Raw genomic sequence first — 16430 nt, 5'->3', positions numbered from 1 at the left:
CGGCGGGGGTGTTGATCAGTCTTCCAGGGCGGCAGCGAGCACGATCTCGACCGACCACTTCGGATTGCCCATCGTGGCCTGCACCGTGGCGCGAGACGGGGTGTGCCCTTCCGGAATCCATTGCAGCCAGACGGAATTCATCTCTGCGATCTGGGCGATGTCCTTCAGGAAGATCTGGCAGGTCAGGATGCGGCTCTTGTGGCTGCCCGCTTGCGCCAGCAGTCCGTCGATCGTGGCCAGGACTTCGGCGGTCTGCTCCTTGATTCCCAGGTCGACGGTCTCCTTGGGCACCTGTCCGGCGAGATAGGCCACCTTGTTGAAGATGCTGACGTCCGACAAACGGGGGCCGACGTTGATGCGCTTGATGTCGTGATTCATGATTAGATGATTTGGAGGTGAGGAAGCTGACCTGGCCGCGGGGCCAGGAAGATTTTTTCTTGCGGTCGGCGCGCTACTTCGCCGTGATTCCGAACTGGTCCCGGTTGTGCTGCAGGACTGCCAACACGGATGCGCGACTGCGCTCGATGCCTTCCAGCGTTTCGCGAGCGGCCGCTTCACCGTCGCCGTTGAGGAGCGTCTCCATGATGGAGTTGTGCCCGGTTCGCCACGCCTCGGAACGCTGAACTGCGCTGACGCTCAGGTACAGCACCCGCAATGACTCTTCGTGCAGTTGTCCCAGCATGTTGGCAAGCCGGCTGTTGCCGCAAGCCTTGGCGATGCCGACGTGGAAGGCCGAGTTGGCGAGGAGAAATTCGCGCTTGGCCTCTTCGTCGTCCAGGTCGTAGGCACGAACGCACGCACCGTTCAGGGCTTGCAAATAGGATTTCGACACGTGGCCAGCGGCCAGGCGTGCTGTCTCCGGCTCGATCAAGGCACGGGCGTTGTAAATCTCGTCCACGTCCTTGATCGTGAGCGGCGCGACAACGTGCCGCCGGCGCGGCAGGCTCTGGAGCCAGCCCGCTTCCTTCAGCCGCGCCAGTGCGCTGCGCACCGGTGCCTTCGACAGGCCGTAGGTTTCGGCCACCATGGCTTCCGACACGTCGGCGCCGGGTCGCAACTCGCAAGTGATGATCTTGCGCTTCAGGTCGTCGAAGAGGCGCTCCTGCAGGGTGCCGCTTTCGTCCACTGCATTTCCCGGGGAGAGTGACGATTCGAACATGTCCCGCCTACCGTTAGTTAAATCTGTCATGCGAAAAGCGCTTCAATTCTTCCTGGTCTGCGGTGCCCGCGACCACTTGCTGGATCACGCGCCCGGTGTACGCGGCTCCGGAAAGGCCGATGTGCCCGTGCCCGAATGCGCAGATGATCCGGGGCGCGCCCCTTACTGCGCCAAGCACCGGCAGCGAGTCCGGCGTACAGGGGCGGTGCCCCATCCACTCCGAAGCGGCTGTCGTGTCCAGCGCCGGGTAGATCTGGCGACCGAGCTGGCGCAGCAGCTCGAAGCGCCTGGCAGTCGGGGGAGGCTCCACCCCGGCCATTTCGGCCGTGCCCGCGATCCGGATGCCGCCGTCCATGGGCGTGGCCAACGTTTTCATTTCGGACCAGGCGACGTTTCGGGTCGGCCGCACGCCTCCGTAGGGTACCTGGATGTGGTAGCCGCGGTGGCTTTCCAGCGGCACCGAGGCGCCGAAGGGGCGGATCAGGTCGTTGGACCAGATGCCTCCCGCAAGAACCACGTGGTCCGCCCGGTAGCTGCTCGTCGTCCCGCTCACCTTTGCGCCCTGGCCGTCGATCTCGATACCCACGACGCTGTCGCGCTCGAAGCGCGCACCGGCCGCAACGCATGCCTCCACCAGCAGTTGCACCAGCCGCTGCGGATTGGAGCAATGGCCATGCGTGGGCAGCAAGACGCCTCGCTTGAAAATGGGCGCCAGGTCGGGCTCATGCTGCCGCAACGCGTCCGCGTCGAGAATCTCCTGGGCAAAGCCCAGCTCGCGCCTGACGCGGATCGCCCCTTCTTCCTTGGCGAACCCCTCTTCGGTACTGAAGACGTAGATCTGGCCGACCCTGTGGATCAGAGACTTCGCCCTGGCGAACTCGAAGAGCGGTTCGTAGTCCTCGAAAGTCTCCCTCATCATGGCCCGCACGCCTTTCGCGGCCTCCTCCGAGCGTGCAGGGAGGCCTTCGCGCAGGAAGCGTGCGAGCCACGGGGCCGCAGCCGGCAAGTGCTTCCATGACAGCACGAGGGGACCATCGGGGTCCAGCAACCATCCGGGGATCTGCCGGTACATGCCAGGCGTGGCCAGGGGAAAGCTGATGCTTGGACTCAGGCCGCCCGCGTTGCCGAAGGAGCAGGAGTCCCCGGGGCCCACCCGATCGATGATGGTGACCCGTTCTCCAGCCATCACCAGCCGCGCGGCGCACGCCGCGCCCACGATACCGGCGCCAATGACGACGATGTTTCTTGTCATGTTGCTTCCAGTGTCCTCAGGCGAATCGCCGCTTGGTGAGCAGGGCCCGGGCCCCGAAGCTCAGTGCCATCACGGCGAGTACACCGACGAACAGGAGCACCGATACGGCGGCCAGCGAAGGGCTCACCTTCAGCAGCGCGTCATCCCACATCTGTTTCGGCAGGGTGGTGAAGAGGCCACCGCTGACGAAGAGGGACAGCGTCAGGTCGTCGAAGGAGGTGCCGAACGCGAAGATGAACGCCGACACGATACCGGGCATGATGATCGGCAGCGTCACCCGGGTCAGGCGCGCCCCCGTCCGCGCTCCCAGTACGCTTGCCGCCGCGTCGAGCCTCCGGTCATAGGACTTGAGGGTGGCCATGACGGTGATCACCACGAAAGGCAGCGCCAGCGCGGCGTGCCCCACGGCCAGGGCAACGGACGACCCGACCAGGCCAAGCTTGGAGAGGACGTAGAACAGGCCCAGTGCGACGATGATTCGCGGCAGGATGATCGGGGCCAGCACCGCCCCGAGCAGGAGCGATCGTCCGGGAATCCGGTAGTGCGCGAAAGCGAATGCAGCCGGAATGCCGATGGCGCTGGCGAGCACGGCGGCCCCGATGCCGACGCCCAAGGATCGCCAGAGCGCAGATGCCCACACGGGAGACGCGAACAGATCCTCGTACCAGCGCGTCGAGAAGCCCTTCGGCGGCCAGTCGATAAAGGAACTGGTCGTGAACGACTCCGGCACGAGAAGCAACACGGGCAGCGTCATTGCCGCGAGGATCAGGAGCGCTCCCAGGGGCACGCGCCTTTCCTCCGTGTGGTCGCGTTGGGGCAGCTTTCGCAGCGCGGCATCCGTCCATCGACCAAGGGTCCAGGTGACCGACGTCTTGATCTTGCGGATGGCTCCCAGCGATTGACCTTCCGCGGCCCGGCTTCCCTCGCCGGCCAGGCTGGAGAGGCCGACCACCCGGTCATAAGCCCAGTACACGACCAAGGTAGCGAGCAGCGTCACGAGCGCCAATGCTGCAGCGAGTCCCCAGTCCATCATTTCCTGCACCTGCTGGATGATGATCTGCGCCACCATCGTCTGCTTGGGGGACCCCAGCAGCGCAGGCGTGATGAAGAAGCCGAGCGCCGAAACGAAGGTCGTGAGCCAGGCGGCGGTGCAGCCGGCCGCGCACAGCGGGAAGTAGATGACGAAGAAGGACGTGCCCGGTCGCGCTCCCAGGGTCCAGGCCGCCGGCACGAGCCTGCGGTCCATCGCCTCGATGACCGGAACCATGGTCAGGATGGCCAGCGGGAGCAGGACGTGTACCAGTCCGACCACCACCGACATGTTCGTGTAGAGCAGTTCGAGCGGCTGGTCGATGATTCCCGCCTGTTGCAGCGTGCCGTTGACCAGGCCGTTGCGGCCCAGAACGACGATCCACGCGATGGTTCGCACGAGGAAGCTGGTCCAGAAGGGCAGGAGGACGCCAATCCAGAGGAGTTGACGCCAGCCATTGCTCGCGCGCGAGATGCCGACGGCCACCGGGAACGCCGCGAGGACGCTGATGGAAGCGGCCGCTGCGGCCAGATACGCCGTATGGCCCAGGACCTGGGCATACACGGGCACCTTGACCAGTCGCTCGAAGGAGCCATACGAGAATCCTGAAGGTCCGTTCAGCGACGCGGTGAGCAGTAGCGCGACCGGGATGAACACGGTGGCCGCCAAAAACAGCATGGTCGGCGAGATCAGGGCCGCACCCGTCCAGCGCCCGCCCGAGCTTTCCGGCTGGCTCACGATCCATCTCCATACACGAGGGTGTCTTCGATTCGGAACGACATGACCACCTGGCCCGAAGGAGCGTCACCGGTGCGCCTGGTAAGGTCTGTTGCAACGCATGCCTGCCCGTCACGCGTGCGAACGTAGGTCCTGGCGATGGCGCCCGCGATAACGTGCGACAGCACCTCGCCCGCGATCATGTTCTGCCCGGAGGCATCGACACTCGAGCAACTCACGGCTTCGGGTCGGACCATGACCTTGCAACGCGCGCCCTTGCTTCCAGCGCCCATGAGGCGGCCGGTGATCTGGCCGAATGGCGTCCGCACCAGCGCCTGGGCGCCATCGGTCGACACGATCTCGCCGTCGAAACTGTTCGACTCGCCCACGAACCCCGCGGCGAACACCGTGCGCGGCGAGAAGTAGAGCTCTGCCGGCGTGGCGACCTGCTCGATGCGCGCCTCGTTCATGAGGCAGATCCGATCCGACATCGTCATCGCCTCCTCCTGGTCGTGCGTCACATAGAGGACGGTGATTCCGAGCTGCTGCTGCAATTGGCGGATCTCGAGTTGCATGTGCGCGCGCAGCGATTTGTCCAGGGCCGCCAAGGGCTCGTCCATCAGCACCACCGACGGTCGATGCACGATCGATCGCGCCAGGGCCACGCGCTGTTGCTGCCCGCCCGAGAGCTCCGAAGGAAACCGGTTCCGGATGTGCGGCAATTTGATCTGCTCCAGCACGTCCTCTACGGCCGTGCGGATCGCAGCGTCGGATGCGCGTCGCATCTTGAGCGGAAAGGCGATGTTCTCGCCCACCGTCATGTGCGGAAACAGGGCGTAGCTCTGGAACATCATGCCGACGTCGCGCTCGTACGGTTGCTGGCGAGTCGCCTTGCGCCCGTCGATCCAGATTTCACCCGACGTGGGATGCACCAGGCCGGCGATCATCATCAGCAACGTCGTCTTGCCGGACCCGGAAGGGCCAAGCAAGGTAACGAACTCGCCCTGCTCGATGTCCAGGTCGCTGGGCCGCAGCGCGAAGGCGTCTCCATACTTCCTGGAGACACCGTTGATACGGAGCTTGACCGGCCGGCCCTGCGGCAGCGCCGCTGCAGCCTGGTCGGCAGCCACCTCACCGGCGGACCGGGTCGTGCTGTCCCTGAACATCGGGGGGCTCCCTAGGCGAGAAGCCATGTGTTGAACCGTTCGTTGACTGCGTCCTTGTTGGTGGCCCAGTAGCGGCCATCGATCTGGACGGAAGTTGCCAGGTTGGCCGGGAAAGCAGGCAGCGTCCTGGCCCGCGCCGGTTCGATGTGCTGGTACGCGTCGGGATTCGATGGGCCATACGCGAGGTGCTTCGTGTACACGGCCTGCCGCTTCGCGTCGCACGTGAACTTGATGAACTCGCGGCAAATGGCGGCCTTGGGCGTTCCCTTCAGGATGGTGAACCCCTCCGTGCTCCAGAGCCCCTGGTTCCAGACGATCTTCACGGGCGCGCCCTCGTCGATCACCGTCTGCGCCCGGGCGTTCCAGGTGGGGCACATGTCCACTTCACCGCTCTTGAGCAGTTGCGAAGTCTGGGCCCCGCCGGTCCACCAGACCTGGACGTCCTTCTTCACATGGTTGAGCGTGGCAAAACCCTTTTCCAGGTCGAGCGGGTAGAGCGAGCCAGGCTTCACCCCCGCCGCCAGCAGCGCCTCCTCGAGCGTATCGGCAGGATTGCGCCTAAGTGCGCGGCGGCCCGGGAAGTCCTTCACGTTGAAAAAGTCGGCCCAGGAGTTCGGCATCGGCCGGTCCTTGAAGCGATCGGTCCTGACCGCCAGCACGGTTTGCAGCACCAGCGTAGCGATCATGTACGGCGACCGGAATTTCTCGGGAATCTCGGGCGCCGCGACCTTGACCTCCTCCAGGAACACGCCGGTCTTGGGATCGGTGAGCACGTCCGCCGATTGGCGGTTCAACAGCGCCATATCCCAGGCGTAGTTCTTCGACTCGACCATCGTCTTGATCTGCGCAGTTGGGTCCGCCTGGGCCACCACGGAAACGACCTCGACCCCGGTCGCTGCCTTGAACGGCTTGTAGAAAGCTTCGCTGAATCCTTCGGCGTACGGACCACCCGGGTCACGAACGACGATGCGCTTTTCCTGCGCGCGCGCGGGCGTCCAGATGGCCGGAAACGCCAGGGCCGCCAGTGCAGCCGTGCCGGTTTGAAGGGCGCGCCTGCGGCCCAGGGAGGGATTGCTCATTGACATCTCCAGGGAATTGAGGGGTGACGGATCCACTGCAACTAACATGCCACACTGTTTTTTGACATGTCAGATTGAATTGTGAAAGGTCTGTACCGTCTTCGCCTCAGGGAAAACCCCCGGGGCTACGTCCTGGATCGACAAATGAATGCACCGGTGTGGTGCTCGAAAAGGATCGGGCACGTTTAACGGGGTGCGGCCGCCCTGGAATGGATCAGGAGATCGACCGCAGAACCCGGCAGGGATTCCCGGCAGCGAGAACATCCGCAGGAATGTCCCGCGTCACGACACTGCCAGCCCCGATCACCGCACGGTCGCCGATTGACACACCGGGAAGAATCACGGCGCCTCCGCCGATCCAGACGTCAGCGCCTATGGTCACCGGCCTGCCGTATTCCTGCTTTCTTCGCAGCTCCGCGTTCAAGGGATGCAGCGCCGTGTAGATCTGCACGGCTGGGCCGATCAAGGTGTGCGCACCGATGCGGATGGGGCACACGTCGAGCAATACGCAGTTGAAATTGAAATACACGTTGTCGCCAAGCTCGATCTGCGAACCGTAGTCGCAGAAGAATGGCGGCGTTACGGAGACCGACTCCCCGCCCTTGCCGAACAGCTGGTTCAGTTGCTTTCGGCGCAGCGGGTCATCGTAGGCGAGGGCGTCGAGCTGCTTCGTGGCGAACCGCGCACGTCCACGGGCGGCCACGAGTTCCGGGTCCTGGGCGTCGTAGAGCTCCCCGGCGACCATCTTTTCGCGTTCAGTCGGCATCGCTCCATTCTGGCGCAGGCGCCTCCCCCAGCGCCACCCCATCCTGCTGCGCCACCACCACCAAAGCCCGCTCGAACAACGCCCGCGCCGAGCCCGCCACCGATCGCAGGTACGCATGCACCTGCGCATCCTCGGTGCTGCGGTTCAGGCACTGCAGGCTGTAGTCCTCGAAGCTCGAGAGTTGCCGCACCAGGTCGACGATGTGGCGCGGGCATTCGCACAGCAGGCTGGTCGGGCTGGCGGCCACTTGCGCCAACATCGCGTCGGAGAAGCGCCGCGGCGGGATCAGCGCGCCCAGGCGCAGCGACGCGATTGCAGCGGCCGTATCCACGACCACCTCGGAGCGGATCAGCTCCGCCAGCTCCTCGTCGGGCACCGGTTCGCGCCGCACGATCATGCCGGCGGCGCGCAGCGCGTCGACGGCCGCCGGCGCGCCGAACTGGTACAGCACGATTGCCTGCCGCACACCCAGTTGCGTGATCACGCGCGCCAGCTGCGTGCCGGTGCCCGCGTGCAGCGTGTGCAGCCGCACCAGCAGCAGGTCGGCGCGCTGCTCGTCGGCCGGTGGCTGCGCCTCCACCCCGTCGAGATCGGTGAAGACCTGGCGCAGGTCGAGCGCATTGCCGAGATAGGTGGCGCGCCAGTCGGCGGCATTCAGGCGTGCCGCCAGCGCCGCGCCGACCACCACCACCGACACGCGCGGTGAGGGCGCCGGGGCGCCGGACCCTGCGCGGGCCTGCGCCAGCAAGCCCTGTAGTCGGTCCGCGTCCAGGTGGGCGATGGTGCCGATGCCGTGGCCGGCCTGCGTCAGCTGCCGCAGCAGCCGGGCCTTAATGACGTCCGCCTCGGTATACAGGCGGTGCTGGCCGTCGCTCTTGGCGGGCCGGAAAGCACCGTAGCGGCGCTCCCAGACGCGCAGCGTCGTCACGGGCGTCTGCGCCAGCCGGGACACGCTGCCGATGCGGTGCAGGACGGGCTCGGCGCCCGCTGCCGGCGTCTCATTGCGCAGGTTTTGCATAGGAATCTCCCGTCCGTCCAGCCGTGCTTAGCTGGGGGTACTTTGACACAGGGCAGGGGCTCCGTCAGATTCGCCCCGGCGTCGTGACATCCAGAACCGCATTTGCTGCGTATCGGTCGTACGCCAGCACCGCGAGTTCCATGCCCCAAACCAGCACCGCCACCGCCATCCACTGGGTCGAACGCGGCCTCGTCCCCGACAACGCCGTCCGCTACGGCATCCGCCGCCTGCTGGGCTTGCGCCTGGCTGCGCTGCGCAGCGGCGACGCGACCGCAACCGCCGACGCCACGCAGGCTTTCTTGGAGGAGATCCGCCAGGCGCCGATCGCCTTGCTGCCCGAGAAAGCCAACGAACAGCACTACGAGCTGCCCGCGGAATTCTTCGCCGCCGTGCTCGGGCCGCATCGCAAGTACAGCAGCTGCTGGTGGCCCGAAGGCGTCACGACCTTGGGGCATGCGGAGGACGCAGCGCTGCAAGCCACCTGCGAACGCGCCGGTCTCGCCGACGGCCAGCGCGTGCTGGAGCTGGGTTGCGGCTGGGGCTCGCTGTCCTTGTGGATGGCCGCCCGCTATCCGGCCAACCGCATCACCGCGGTGTCGAACTCGCACACGCAGCGCCGCTGGATCGAGGCACGGGCCGCGGAACGAAAACTGACCAACCTCGAAGTCATCACCTGCGACTTCAACCACTTCGACGCTGGGGCGCGCTTCGACCGCATCGTCTCGGTGGAGATGTTCGAGCACCTGCGCAACTGGCCGCTGGCCTTCGAGCGCGTGGCCGGCTGGCTCGCCCCCGGCGGCCGCTTCTTCCTGCACGTGTTCGCGCACCGCGAGGCGCCTTATGCCTTCGTCGAGCACGACGCGAGCGACTGGATGACGCGCCACTTCTTCGCCGGCGGCACCATGCCCAGCGACGACCTGGCGCTGCATTGCCAGGACCACCTGCGCCTGCTGCGGCGCTGGCGCTGGGACGGCACGCACTACCAGCGCACGGCCGCGGCCTGGCTCGCCAACATGGACGCCCAGCGCGAGTCGCTGATGCCGCTCTTCACCGCCACCTACGGCGACGACGCCGCCGTGTGGTGGACGCGCTGGCGCCTCTTCTTCCTGTCGGTGGAAGAACTCTTCGGGTGGAACAAGGGGCAGCAGTGGTGGGTGAGCCACTACCTGTTCGAAGCCCGCGGAGGCGCCGCCTGATGCTGCACGCACTGGCCTGGGGGCTGCTGCCGCCACTGCTGCTCGCAACCGCGACTTGGGTCGCGAGCCTGCCGCTGCGCGACGCCAGCCTGGCCGACCGCATCTGGTCGCTGATGATCGCGCTGCCGGGCGTGGCTTACGCGCTGCTGCTCGCGCCGCATGCAGGCGCGCAGGATCGCATCACGTGGATGCTGGTGCTGGTCGGCGCGTGGGCACTTCGGCTCGCGGCCTACGTCACCTGGCGCAACCGCGGCCATGGGGAAGACCGGCGCTATGCGGCGATGCGCGCCGAGCACGGTGCGTCGTTCGCGCTGCGCAGCCTATTCACCGTTTTCCTGCTGCAGGCGGTGCTGGCGTGGATCGTCTCGTGGCCGCTGCTGGCCGGTGCCGCATCCACGCGTGAGCTCGGGCTCCTCGACTGGCTGGGCGCGGCCGTCGCCGCCTTCGGCATCGTCTTCGAGGCCGTGGGCGACGCGCAGCTCGCTCGCTTTCGCGCCGACCCGTCGAACCGCGGCCAAGTGATGCAGCACGGCCTGTGGCGCTACTCGCGCCATCCCAATTACTTCGGCGAAGCCTGCATCTGGTGGGGACTGGGCGCGATGGCGCTCGCCGGTGGTGGCCTGACCGCCGCGTGGACGCTGGCCTCGCCGCTGTTGATGACGGTGCTGTTGCTGCGCGTCTCGGGCGTCACGCTGCTGGAGAAGGACATCACCGAGCGCCGGCCGGCCTACCGCGACTACATCCGCCGCACCAGCGCTTTCGTACCGATGCCGCCGCGACGCACAGGAGACGCCGCATGAAGACCAGCAAGCTACTCGCCGCCTACGGCCTCACGGCCCTGGTGTTCCTGGCGCTCGACGCCGCCTGGCTGTCCACGATGGCGGACCGCCTCTACCGCCCCACGATCGGGCACCTGATGGCGCCGCAGTTCGCCATCGCGCCGGCGCTGGTGTTCTACGCGATGTACTTCGCCGGCGTCGTCTTCTTCGCCATCGCACCCGGCGTCGCCGATCGCAGCGCGCGCACGGCCGCCGCCCGCGGCGCGGCCCTGGGCCTCCTGGCCTACGCCACCTACGACCTCACCAACCAGGCCACCCTGCGCGACTGGCCCTGGCTGCTGACGCTGGCCGACCTGGCGTGGGGCACTTTCGCCACCGGCGCCGCCAGCGGTGTGGTCGCCGCCGTGCTGCTGCGTCGTCGCACGCCTTACGTATGACCCTCTACTCCACCTCCCCGCCCGACGGCCTCAACGTCGCCGTGATCGGATCCGGCATCTCCGGCTTGTCCTGCGCCTGGCTGCTGTCACGCAAGCATCGCGTGCGCGTGTTCGAGGCCGACGCGCGCGCGGGCGGCCACAGCCACACCGTCAGCGTGCCCAGCCCGGACGGCAGCATCGCGGTGGACACCGGCTTCATCGTCTACAACGAGCCGGCGTACCCCAACCTCACCGCGCTGTTCCACCACCTGGACGTGCCCACGCGCGAGTCCGACATGTCCTTCGCCGCCAGCCTGGACGGCGGCGCGCTGGAATACGCGGGCACCGACCTGCGCGGCCTGTTCGCGCAACCGGCCAACCTGCTGCGACCACGCTTCTGGCGCATGCTGCGCGACCTGCTGCGCTTCTACCGCGAGGCCGCAAGCGACGGCAAGAACGCCGGCCTGATGCCGCTGGGCGAGTACCTGCGAAGCCGCGGCTACAGCGATGCCTTCCGCGACGAACACCTGCTGCCCATGGCCGCCGCGATCTGGTCCGCAGCGCCGGGCCAGGTGGCGGCGTACCCGACCGAGGCCTTCCTGCGCTTCTGCGAGAACCACCACCTGCTGCAGGTGAGCGGCCGGCCGGCCTGGCGCACCGTCACCGGCGGCAGCCGCGAATACGTGCGGCGCCTGGTGCAGCCTTTCGCGTCGCGCATGAACCTGGACCAGGGCGTGCTCGAAGTGCGGCGCGATGACGAAGGCGTGGCGATCCGCACCACCGTGGGCTGGTGGCCGGAGCGCTTCGACCAGGTGGTGGTGGCCACGCACGCCGACCAGGCGCTGCGCCTGCTGCCCGATGCCAGCGACGACGAGCGCCGGCTGCTGGGCGCCTTTCGCTTCAGCCGCAACCAGGCCGTGCTGCATGGCGACCCGGCGCTCATGCCCAAGCGGCGCGGCGTGTGGGCCAGCTGGAACTACCTGGCCGACCGCAACGATCCCGAGCGCGCGCCTTGCGTGACCTACTGGATGAACCGGCTGCAGGGCCTGCCCGGTGCGCCGCTCTTCGTCACCCTCAACCCGATCACGCCGCCGCGGCCGGAACTCGTGATCCGCACCGAGAGCTACGAGCATCCGCTGTTCGATGCGGACGCCATCCGCGCCCAGCGCTCGTTGTGGAGCCTGCAGGGCCGCCAGCGCACCTGGTTCTGCGGCGCCTGGTTCGGCTCCGGCTTCCACGAAGACGGGCTGCAGGCCGGGCTGGCCGTCGCCGAGGCGCTGGGGCAGGTGCGGCGGCCGTGGAGCGTGGAGAACGAATCGGCGCGCATCCACCTGCATCCCTTGCCGCATCCGGCCATGGCGACGGCATGACGGCATCGGCCCTGTACAGCGGCGAGGTGGTGCACGTGCGGCTGCGGCCGCGGCGGCATCGCCTGCGCTATCGCGTGTTCTCGCTGCTGCTGGACCTGGACGAGCTCGACGCCCTCGATGCGCGGCTGCGGCTGCTGTCGGTGAACCGCCGCAACGTGTTGAGCTTCCACGAAGCCGACCACGGCGACGGCAGCGCGCCGCGCCTGAAGGCGCAGGTGGACGGCTGGCTGCGCAGCGCGGGCTTGCCGACCGGCGGACGCGTGCGCCTGCTCACGATGCCGCGGATCCTGGGCTATGCCTTCAATCCCCTCAGCGTCTATTACTGTGACGCGCCCGGAGGCGGGTTGCAGGCCGTGGTGCACGAGGTGAACAGCACCTTCGGCGAACGGCACTTCTACCTGCTGGCGGTGTCGCCGCAGCAGGCGAGCGACGCGCGCGAGGGCCGCATGCTGGCCTTGCGCTGCGCCAAGAAGATCCACGTGTCGCCCTTCATCGGCATGGCCGCCGACTACGGTTTCCACCTGCGCGCGCCGATGGGCGAAGAGGACGGCGCGCCGCTGCACGTCGGCGTGGACGTGATCGATGTGCAAGGCCCGCTGCTGCGCGCCGCGCTGGTGGCCCGCCGGCAAGCGCTGGGCGACGCCGCCTTGCTGCGGGCGCTGCTGCTGCATCCGCTGCTCACGCTGAAGGTCATCGCCGCCATCCACTGGGAGGCGCTGCGGCTCTTTGCCAAGCGCGTGCCGCTGCAACCGCGCCCGCCCGCCGCATCCGAACAACTCACCATCGTGCCCCACCCATGACGCTGCGCACCGAACCTTCCGTCGAAGTCCTGGCCCCGGCCAGGTCCTTCCCGCCCTTGCGGCTGAACCCGTTGCGCGCCGTGGTGCGCAGCCTGCTGCAGCGCCTGCGTTGCGGCAGCCTGCAGATCGAGCTGCCCGACGGCGAGCGGCTGCTGTCGCGCGGCGCGCTGCCGGGCCCGGACGCCACGCTGCGCCTGCATCGCTGGCGTCCCTTGTGGCGCCTGCTCACGCAGGGCGACCTGGGCCTGGCCACCTCGTACCGCGACGGCGACTGGTCCACCCCGGACCTGGTGGCGCTGCTGCGCGTGGGCGCCGCCAACGACGCCGCCTGGCAGGGCACGCTGCAAGGCTGGGCCCCGTGGCGTGCGGCCGCGCGCCTGCTGCACCGCGCGCACGCCAACACGCGGCGTGGCAGCCGGCAGAACATCGCCTTCCATTACGACCTGGGCAATGCCTTCTATGCGCAGTGGCTGGACGCGGGCATGCAGTATTCGAGCGGCCTGTACGAGACCGACCGGCATGTCATCCCGGCCTCGAGCCGGGATACAGCCCAGTCACTGGAAGAGGCGCAGGCGGCCAAGCTGAACCTGGTGCTGGACCTGCTGGATGTGCAGATCGGCCACCGGGTGCTGGAAATCGGCTGCGGCTGGGGCGGCCTGGCCGCGCTGATTGCACATTGCCGCGCCCACGTCACCGGCCTCACGCTATCGCAGGAGCAGCTGGCACACGCCCAGCAGCGCGCCGCCGCCGAGGGCGTGGCCGACCGTGTGGACCTGCGCCTGCAGGACTACCGCGACGTGCAGGGGCAGTACGACCGCATCGTGTCCATCGAGATGCTGGAGGCGGTGGGCGAGGGCTACTGGCCCGACTACTTCCGCGTGCTGCGCGAGCGCCTGGCGCCGGGCGGGCATGCGGTGCTGCAGGTGATCACGATCGGGGAGGAGTGGTTCGAGACGTACCGCGAGGGAGCGGACTTCATCCAGCGGTTCATTTTTCCGGGGGGGATGTTGCCGACAAGGGGGGCGTTGCGGGAGCAGGCCGAGGCGGCGGGGCTGGTGCTGGAGGAATGCGTGCAGTTCGGAGATAGCTATGCGCGCACGCTGGCGGAATGGCGGCAGCGGTTTCTAGCGAATTGGCGGGCGATCGAGGCACTGGGGTTCGACGCGAAGTTCAAGAGGTTGTGGGAGTACTACCTTTGCTATTGCGAGGCGGGGTTTGGGAGTGGGAGGATTGATGTGGGACTCTATCGGGTGGGTCCGGGACAGCGCTAAGCCGCGCATCTCGGCCGAATTCAAAATTGCACAACGTGCAGCATGATCACGCACCAACGTCGCACACTTCAGACTTTAAGGCCCTGGCCGAAATGGCGCATCGCGAAGGATGCTTCTGTGCTCGATCTACTCTCGAACCAATCGAGTCATGCGACGGCGCGAGAAGTTGACATGCGGCTTACTCAAAGCTCGAAGAAGACCTCGCTGGGGTCGGCACGAATCCAAATTGCCAATCGATCCATTGCCGCCTCAAAGCTCGAGCGAGCGCGGGAACTCCTCAAGGCGCACTCCCATACTATTACCACTCGCCATCCGGCAGTCACTAGAGTCATTGCGGCCAGCTCATCGCGTTCCACGTTTCTAGACAACTTGTCCTCCCAGAACACACGGTTGGTTCTTGGCAATCTTGACCCCGAGCAACCGTGCCAGTGCCAAAAACACCCATGAACAAAAACGGCGACTTTCCAACGCTGCAACACGACGTCCGGGCGTCCAGGCATCCGCTGCGCGGAACTGGACGAAAATCTAAATCCTCTAGCATGCAGTGCTCGACGCACTTGAAGCTCCGGCTGGGTATCGCGCCCTCGGATGCTCGCCATAATTCGGCTGCGAACCTTTGGATCAACGATGTCGCTCATCGCGTCTCCCAGACTTGAACAAAGCAAAGACTTGGCCGCACCCGCCGGCTACCCGGATTAGACGTCGCCCTTCTGCACTGTAATGACCTGATAGACCGGTCCCGAGGCGCGCCTGAGGGCGATCCGGTGGAGGAGCGAATGCTAACCTCGCCGCGACCGAATCGGGTGTCTTATTGGTGTAGCTCAGTGAACGCCACTACTTACTAGTGACCCTTCCATCCAACCCGAAGCAGAGTTGGGCAATTTGCGGATCCTCCTTAGCTTCAACATCGCCATGAAGGAGCAGAAACTTCACATCGAAACGGTCGCAGGGTACCCGAAGATTTCTTGAGATGACACTTCTGATCGAGTCAACACCATCATTGGACGACTGCAGTGCTATCAACTTTTTCTTGTCGACTTGCGAAAAGTGAGGTTTCATTTCGCCGACCCAAATGGCGCGATCTACTACGGCCATAAGGTCAGGAAAAACGGTTCGTCGTCGACCTTCTTCAGTGAAGGTGACGCTAAGTCTCGCTTGTCCACCCGGCGAGACCAATTGAACAACTTCTGCTCCTAGGGCCTGGAGGTACAGGTACGCCGCGTTTGCTAAGCGCGTCTCCGCGCTAAATTTAGCCTGCATTGAACAGTATACGGTCGGAGAAAATAACCAGGTCAGCTAGCTCTGAATAGATTCGAATGGGCTTGGGCTTGGTCTCGCGGCACCCGTGTTTGAGGTGATAAGCGTATTGCAGGACGTTGGCCGGAGTGATTCCAACTTGAAATGGGCACGAAGAATCGTTAAATGCTCTCATAGAGTCTTCGACTTCTGCCGCACTAATAGTTCGACAGTCGGCCACCAAGTTGTATTGCCTCTCACGACTGGATTTTCCGATCCGACAGAACGCCATGTCGTAATAGCCAATCATGCCGACATACGGATCTCCAGCGTGGTCCATAAATCGTGTGGGGGAGAATACGAGACTCTGAGATCTGTCTGAGATGAAGGGCGGTAGTTTTGCGAGTAACTGAGATCCGCGCGCGATCCTGGTTCGCACCTCTTCCAGTACGTCAGCAGTGGGGCGTAGCACCAGATTGGCTGCGGGTCCGCGACCATCGACGACGACGCCACCTCCGGGCCGCTCTACCGTTGGCGGACCCGACGCATATGCTCTGGTTCGGGCCTCCTCCAGGTGTCTTCTTGCTGAAGGTAGTCGCCATAACGCTTCGACATAATCCAAGCTTCCAAAGCTCGCGATGGCGTCAGATACAAAGGCCTTGAGGCTTTGCATCGAGGCAGTTGAAAGTTGGGGGAAGCTGGTAGCACCCTCGCAACACAGGATCCCGTCTTCCTCTGGCCAATCAAACACGAATGCCGGAATTCTGTAAATATCCATCAGACGCACCGCGCCATAGTCCACTGCCTTGCTACGTTGGTACATCCTGGTGCCACCGCTGTTCTCGGCTTTGCGCGGTGCCATCACCAGAACTGAGGGACAGCCGTTTACGACGGAAGCCATCATTCTCGAAAACCGCTGGAGGGCGTGCTGGTACTGGGGTGTACAGGACGCCAGCTCGATGGAAATGATGGGCTTCTCGTGGAATTCATCCGTTCTTGCAGAAAGAATGATGTCCGGTTTGTCGAGGTACAGAATGTCTGCAACATACGCCGGAAGTTTCGCAAAGTCCGTACCCAAGTTGCTGAAAGGCATCCTTCGAAACTCTATTGAATGCTCCGGCCCTAAGAGCTCTTCAAGCCACTGCTTTACTCCGATCCCGCCCTCATAGTACGCA

At 65.6% G+C, this 16430-nt stretch carries 16 protein-coding genes; 6 read left to right on the top strand and 10 right to left on the bottom strand.

From position 1 onward, the window contains the following. Positions 1-15: 15 nt before the first annotated feature. The 8 genes from LZ009_RS17625 to LZ009_RS17590 form a co-directional block, all read right to left on the bottom strand. A complete protein-coding gene (locus LZ009_RS17625) occupies positions 16-378 on the bottom strand; it encodes a RidA family protein (protein WP_275699276.1) in 363 nt (120 codons plus the stop codon). 73 nt (positions 379-451) lie between these two features. Continuing rightward, positions 452-1126, bottom strand: a complete 675-nt coding sequence (locus LZ009_RS17620) for a GntR family transcriptional regulator (RefSeq protein WP_275699275.1) — start codon at positions 1124-1126, stop codon at positions 452-454. 46 nt (positions 1127-1172) lie between these two features. Continuing rightward, positions 1173-2411 (bottom strand): NAD(P)/FAD-dependent oxidoreductase, encoded by a 1239-nt coding sequence (locus LZ009_RS17615; RefSeq protein ID WP_275699274.1) that lies wholly within the window; start codon positions 2409-2411, stop codon positions 1173-1175. A 16-nt stretch (positions 2412-2427) separates the two neighbouring features. Next, the gene (locus LZ009_RS24320) at positions 2428-4179 is read right to left on the bottom strand and encodes an ABC transporter permease subunit (protein WP_275699273.1); all 1752 of its coding nucleotides are present in this window, start codon (positions 4177-4179) and stop codon (positions 2428-2430) included. Beyond that, positions 4176-5324: an ABC transporter ATP-binding protein gene (locus LZ009_RS17605; protein ID WP_275699272.1), complete on the bottom strand. Its 1149-nt coding sequence runs from the start codon at positions 5322-5324 to the stop codon at positions 4176-4178. Before LZ009_RS17605 ends, LZ009_RS24320 begins: the two co-directional genes overlap by 4 nt. An 11-nt stretch (positions 5325-5335) precedes the next feature. Next, positions 5336-6403, bottom strand: a complete 1068-nt coding sequence (locus tag LZ009_RS17600) for an ABC transporter substrate-binding protein (RefSeq protein ID WP_275699271.1) — start codon at positions 6401-6403, stop codon at positions 5336-5338. Positions 6404-6617: 214 nt separating this feature from the next. Then, entirely contained in the window at positions 6618-7169 is a 552-nt protein-coding gene (locus LZ009_RS17595; RefSeq protein WP_275699270.1) for a sugar O-acetyltransferase, read from the bottom strand. Further along, entirely contained in the window at positions 7159-8187 is a 1029-nt protein-coding gene (locus LZ009_RS17590) for a MerR family transcriptional regulator (RefSeq protein ID WP_275699269.1), read from the bottom strand. Before LZ009_RS17590 ends, LZ009_RS17595 begins: the two co-directional genes overlap by 11 nt. A gap of 140 nt (positions 8188-8327) precedes the next feature. On the opposite strand from LZ009_RS17590, the gene LZ009_RS17585 reads away from it, so the two are divergent. From LZ009_RS17585 to LZ009_RS17560, 6 genes are read left to right on the top strand one after another with little or no spacing between them, the layout of a single operon-like run. Then, positions 8328-9383: an SAM-dependent methyltransferase gene (locus LZ009_RS17585; protein ID WP_275699268.1), complete on the top strand. Its 1056-nt coding sequence runs from the start codon at positions 8328-8330 to the stop codon at positions 9381-9383. Beyond that, a complete protein-coding gene (locus LZ009_RS17580; protein WP_275699267.1) occupies positions 9383-10183 on the top strand; it encodes a DUF1295 domain-containing protein in 801 nt (266 codons plus the stop codon). Before LZ009_RS17585 ends, LZ009_RS17580 begins: the two co-directional genes overlap by 1 nt. Further along, a complete protein-coding gene (locus LZ009_RS17575) occupies positions 10180-10599 on the top strand; it encodes a DUF2177 family protein (protein WP_275699266.1) in 420 nt (139 codons plus the stop codon). The genes LZ009_RS17580 and LZ009_RS17575 overlap by 4 nt, the downstream gene beginning before the upstream one ends. Beyond that, a complete protein-coding gene (locus LZ009_RS17570; protein ID WP_275699265.1) occupies positions 10596-11948 on the top strand; it encodes an NAD(P)/FAD-dependent oxidoreductase in 1353 nt (450 codons plus the stop codon). Before LZ009_RS17575 ends, LZ009_RS17570 begins: the two co-directional genes overlap by 4 nt. After that, positions 11945-12748: a DUF1365 domain-containing protein gene (locus tag LZ009_RS17565; RefSeq protein WP_275699264.1), complete on the top strand. Its 804-nt coding sequence runs from the start codon at positions 11945-11947 to the stop codon at positions 12746-12748. Before LZ009_RS17570 ends, LZ009_RS17565 begins: the two co-directional genes overlap by 4 nt. Beyond that, positions 12745-14019 carry an SAM-dependent methyltransferase gene (locus LZ009_RS17560; RefSeq protein ID WP_275699263.1) on the top strand — a complete coding sequence of 425 codons (1275 nt, stop codon included), beginning with the start codon at positions 12745-12747 and terminating at the stop codon, positions 14017-14019. Before LZ009_RS17565 ends, LZ009_RS17560 begins: the two co-directional genes overlap by 4 nt. Before the next feature lie 182 nt (positions 14020-14201). On the opposite strand, the gene LZ009_RS17555 is transcribed toward LZ009_RS17560, so the two are convergent. Further along, positions 14202-14657, bottom strand: coding sequence for a very short patch repair endonuclease (locus LZ009_RS17555; protein ID WP_275699262.1), 456 nt, complete (start codon positions 14655-14657; stop codon positions 14202-14204). Positions 14658-15268: 611 nt separating this feature from the next. Further along, complete coding sequence (locus LZ009_RS17550) at positions 15269-16348, bottom strand: hypothetical protein (protein WP_275699261.1); 1080 nt, start codon at positions 16346-16348, stop codon at positions 15269-15271. Between the last annotated feature and the right edge of the window lie 82 nt (positions 16349-16430).

The organism is Ramlibacter paludis (genome assembly GCF_022012305.1).
Lineage (GTDB): Bacteria > Pseudomonadota > Gammaproteobacteria > Burkholderiales > Burkholderiaceae_C > Ramlibacter > Ramlibacter paludis.
This window is presented reverse-complemented; position numbering and strand designations above follow the sequence as displayed.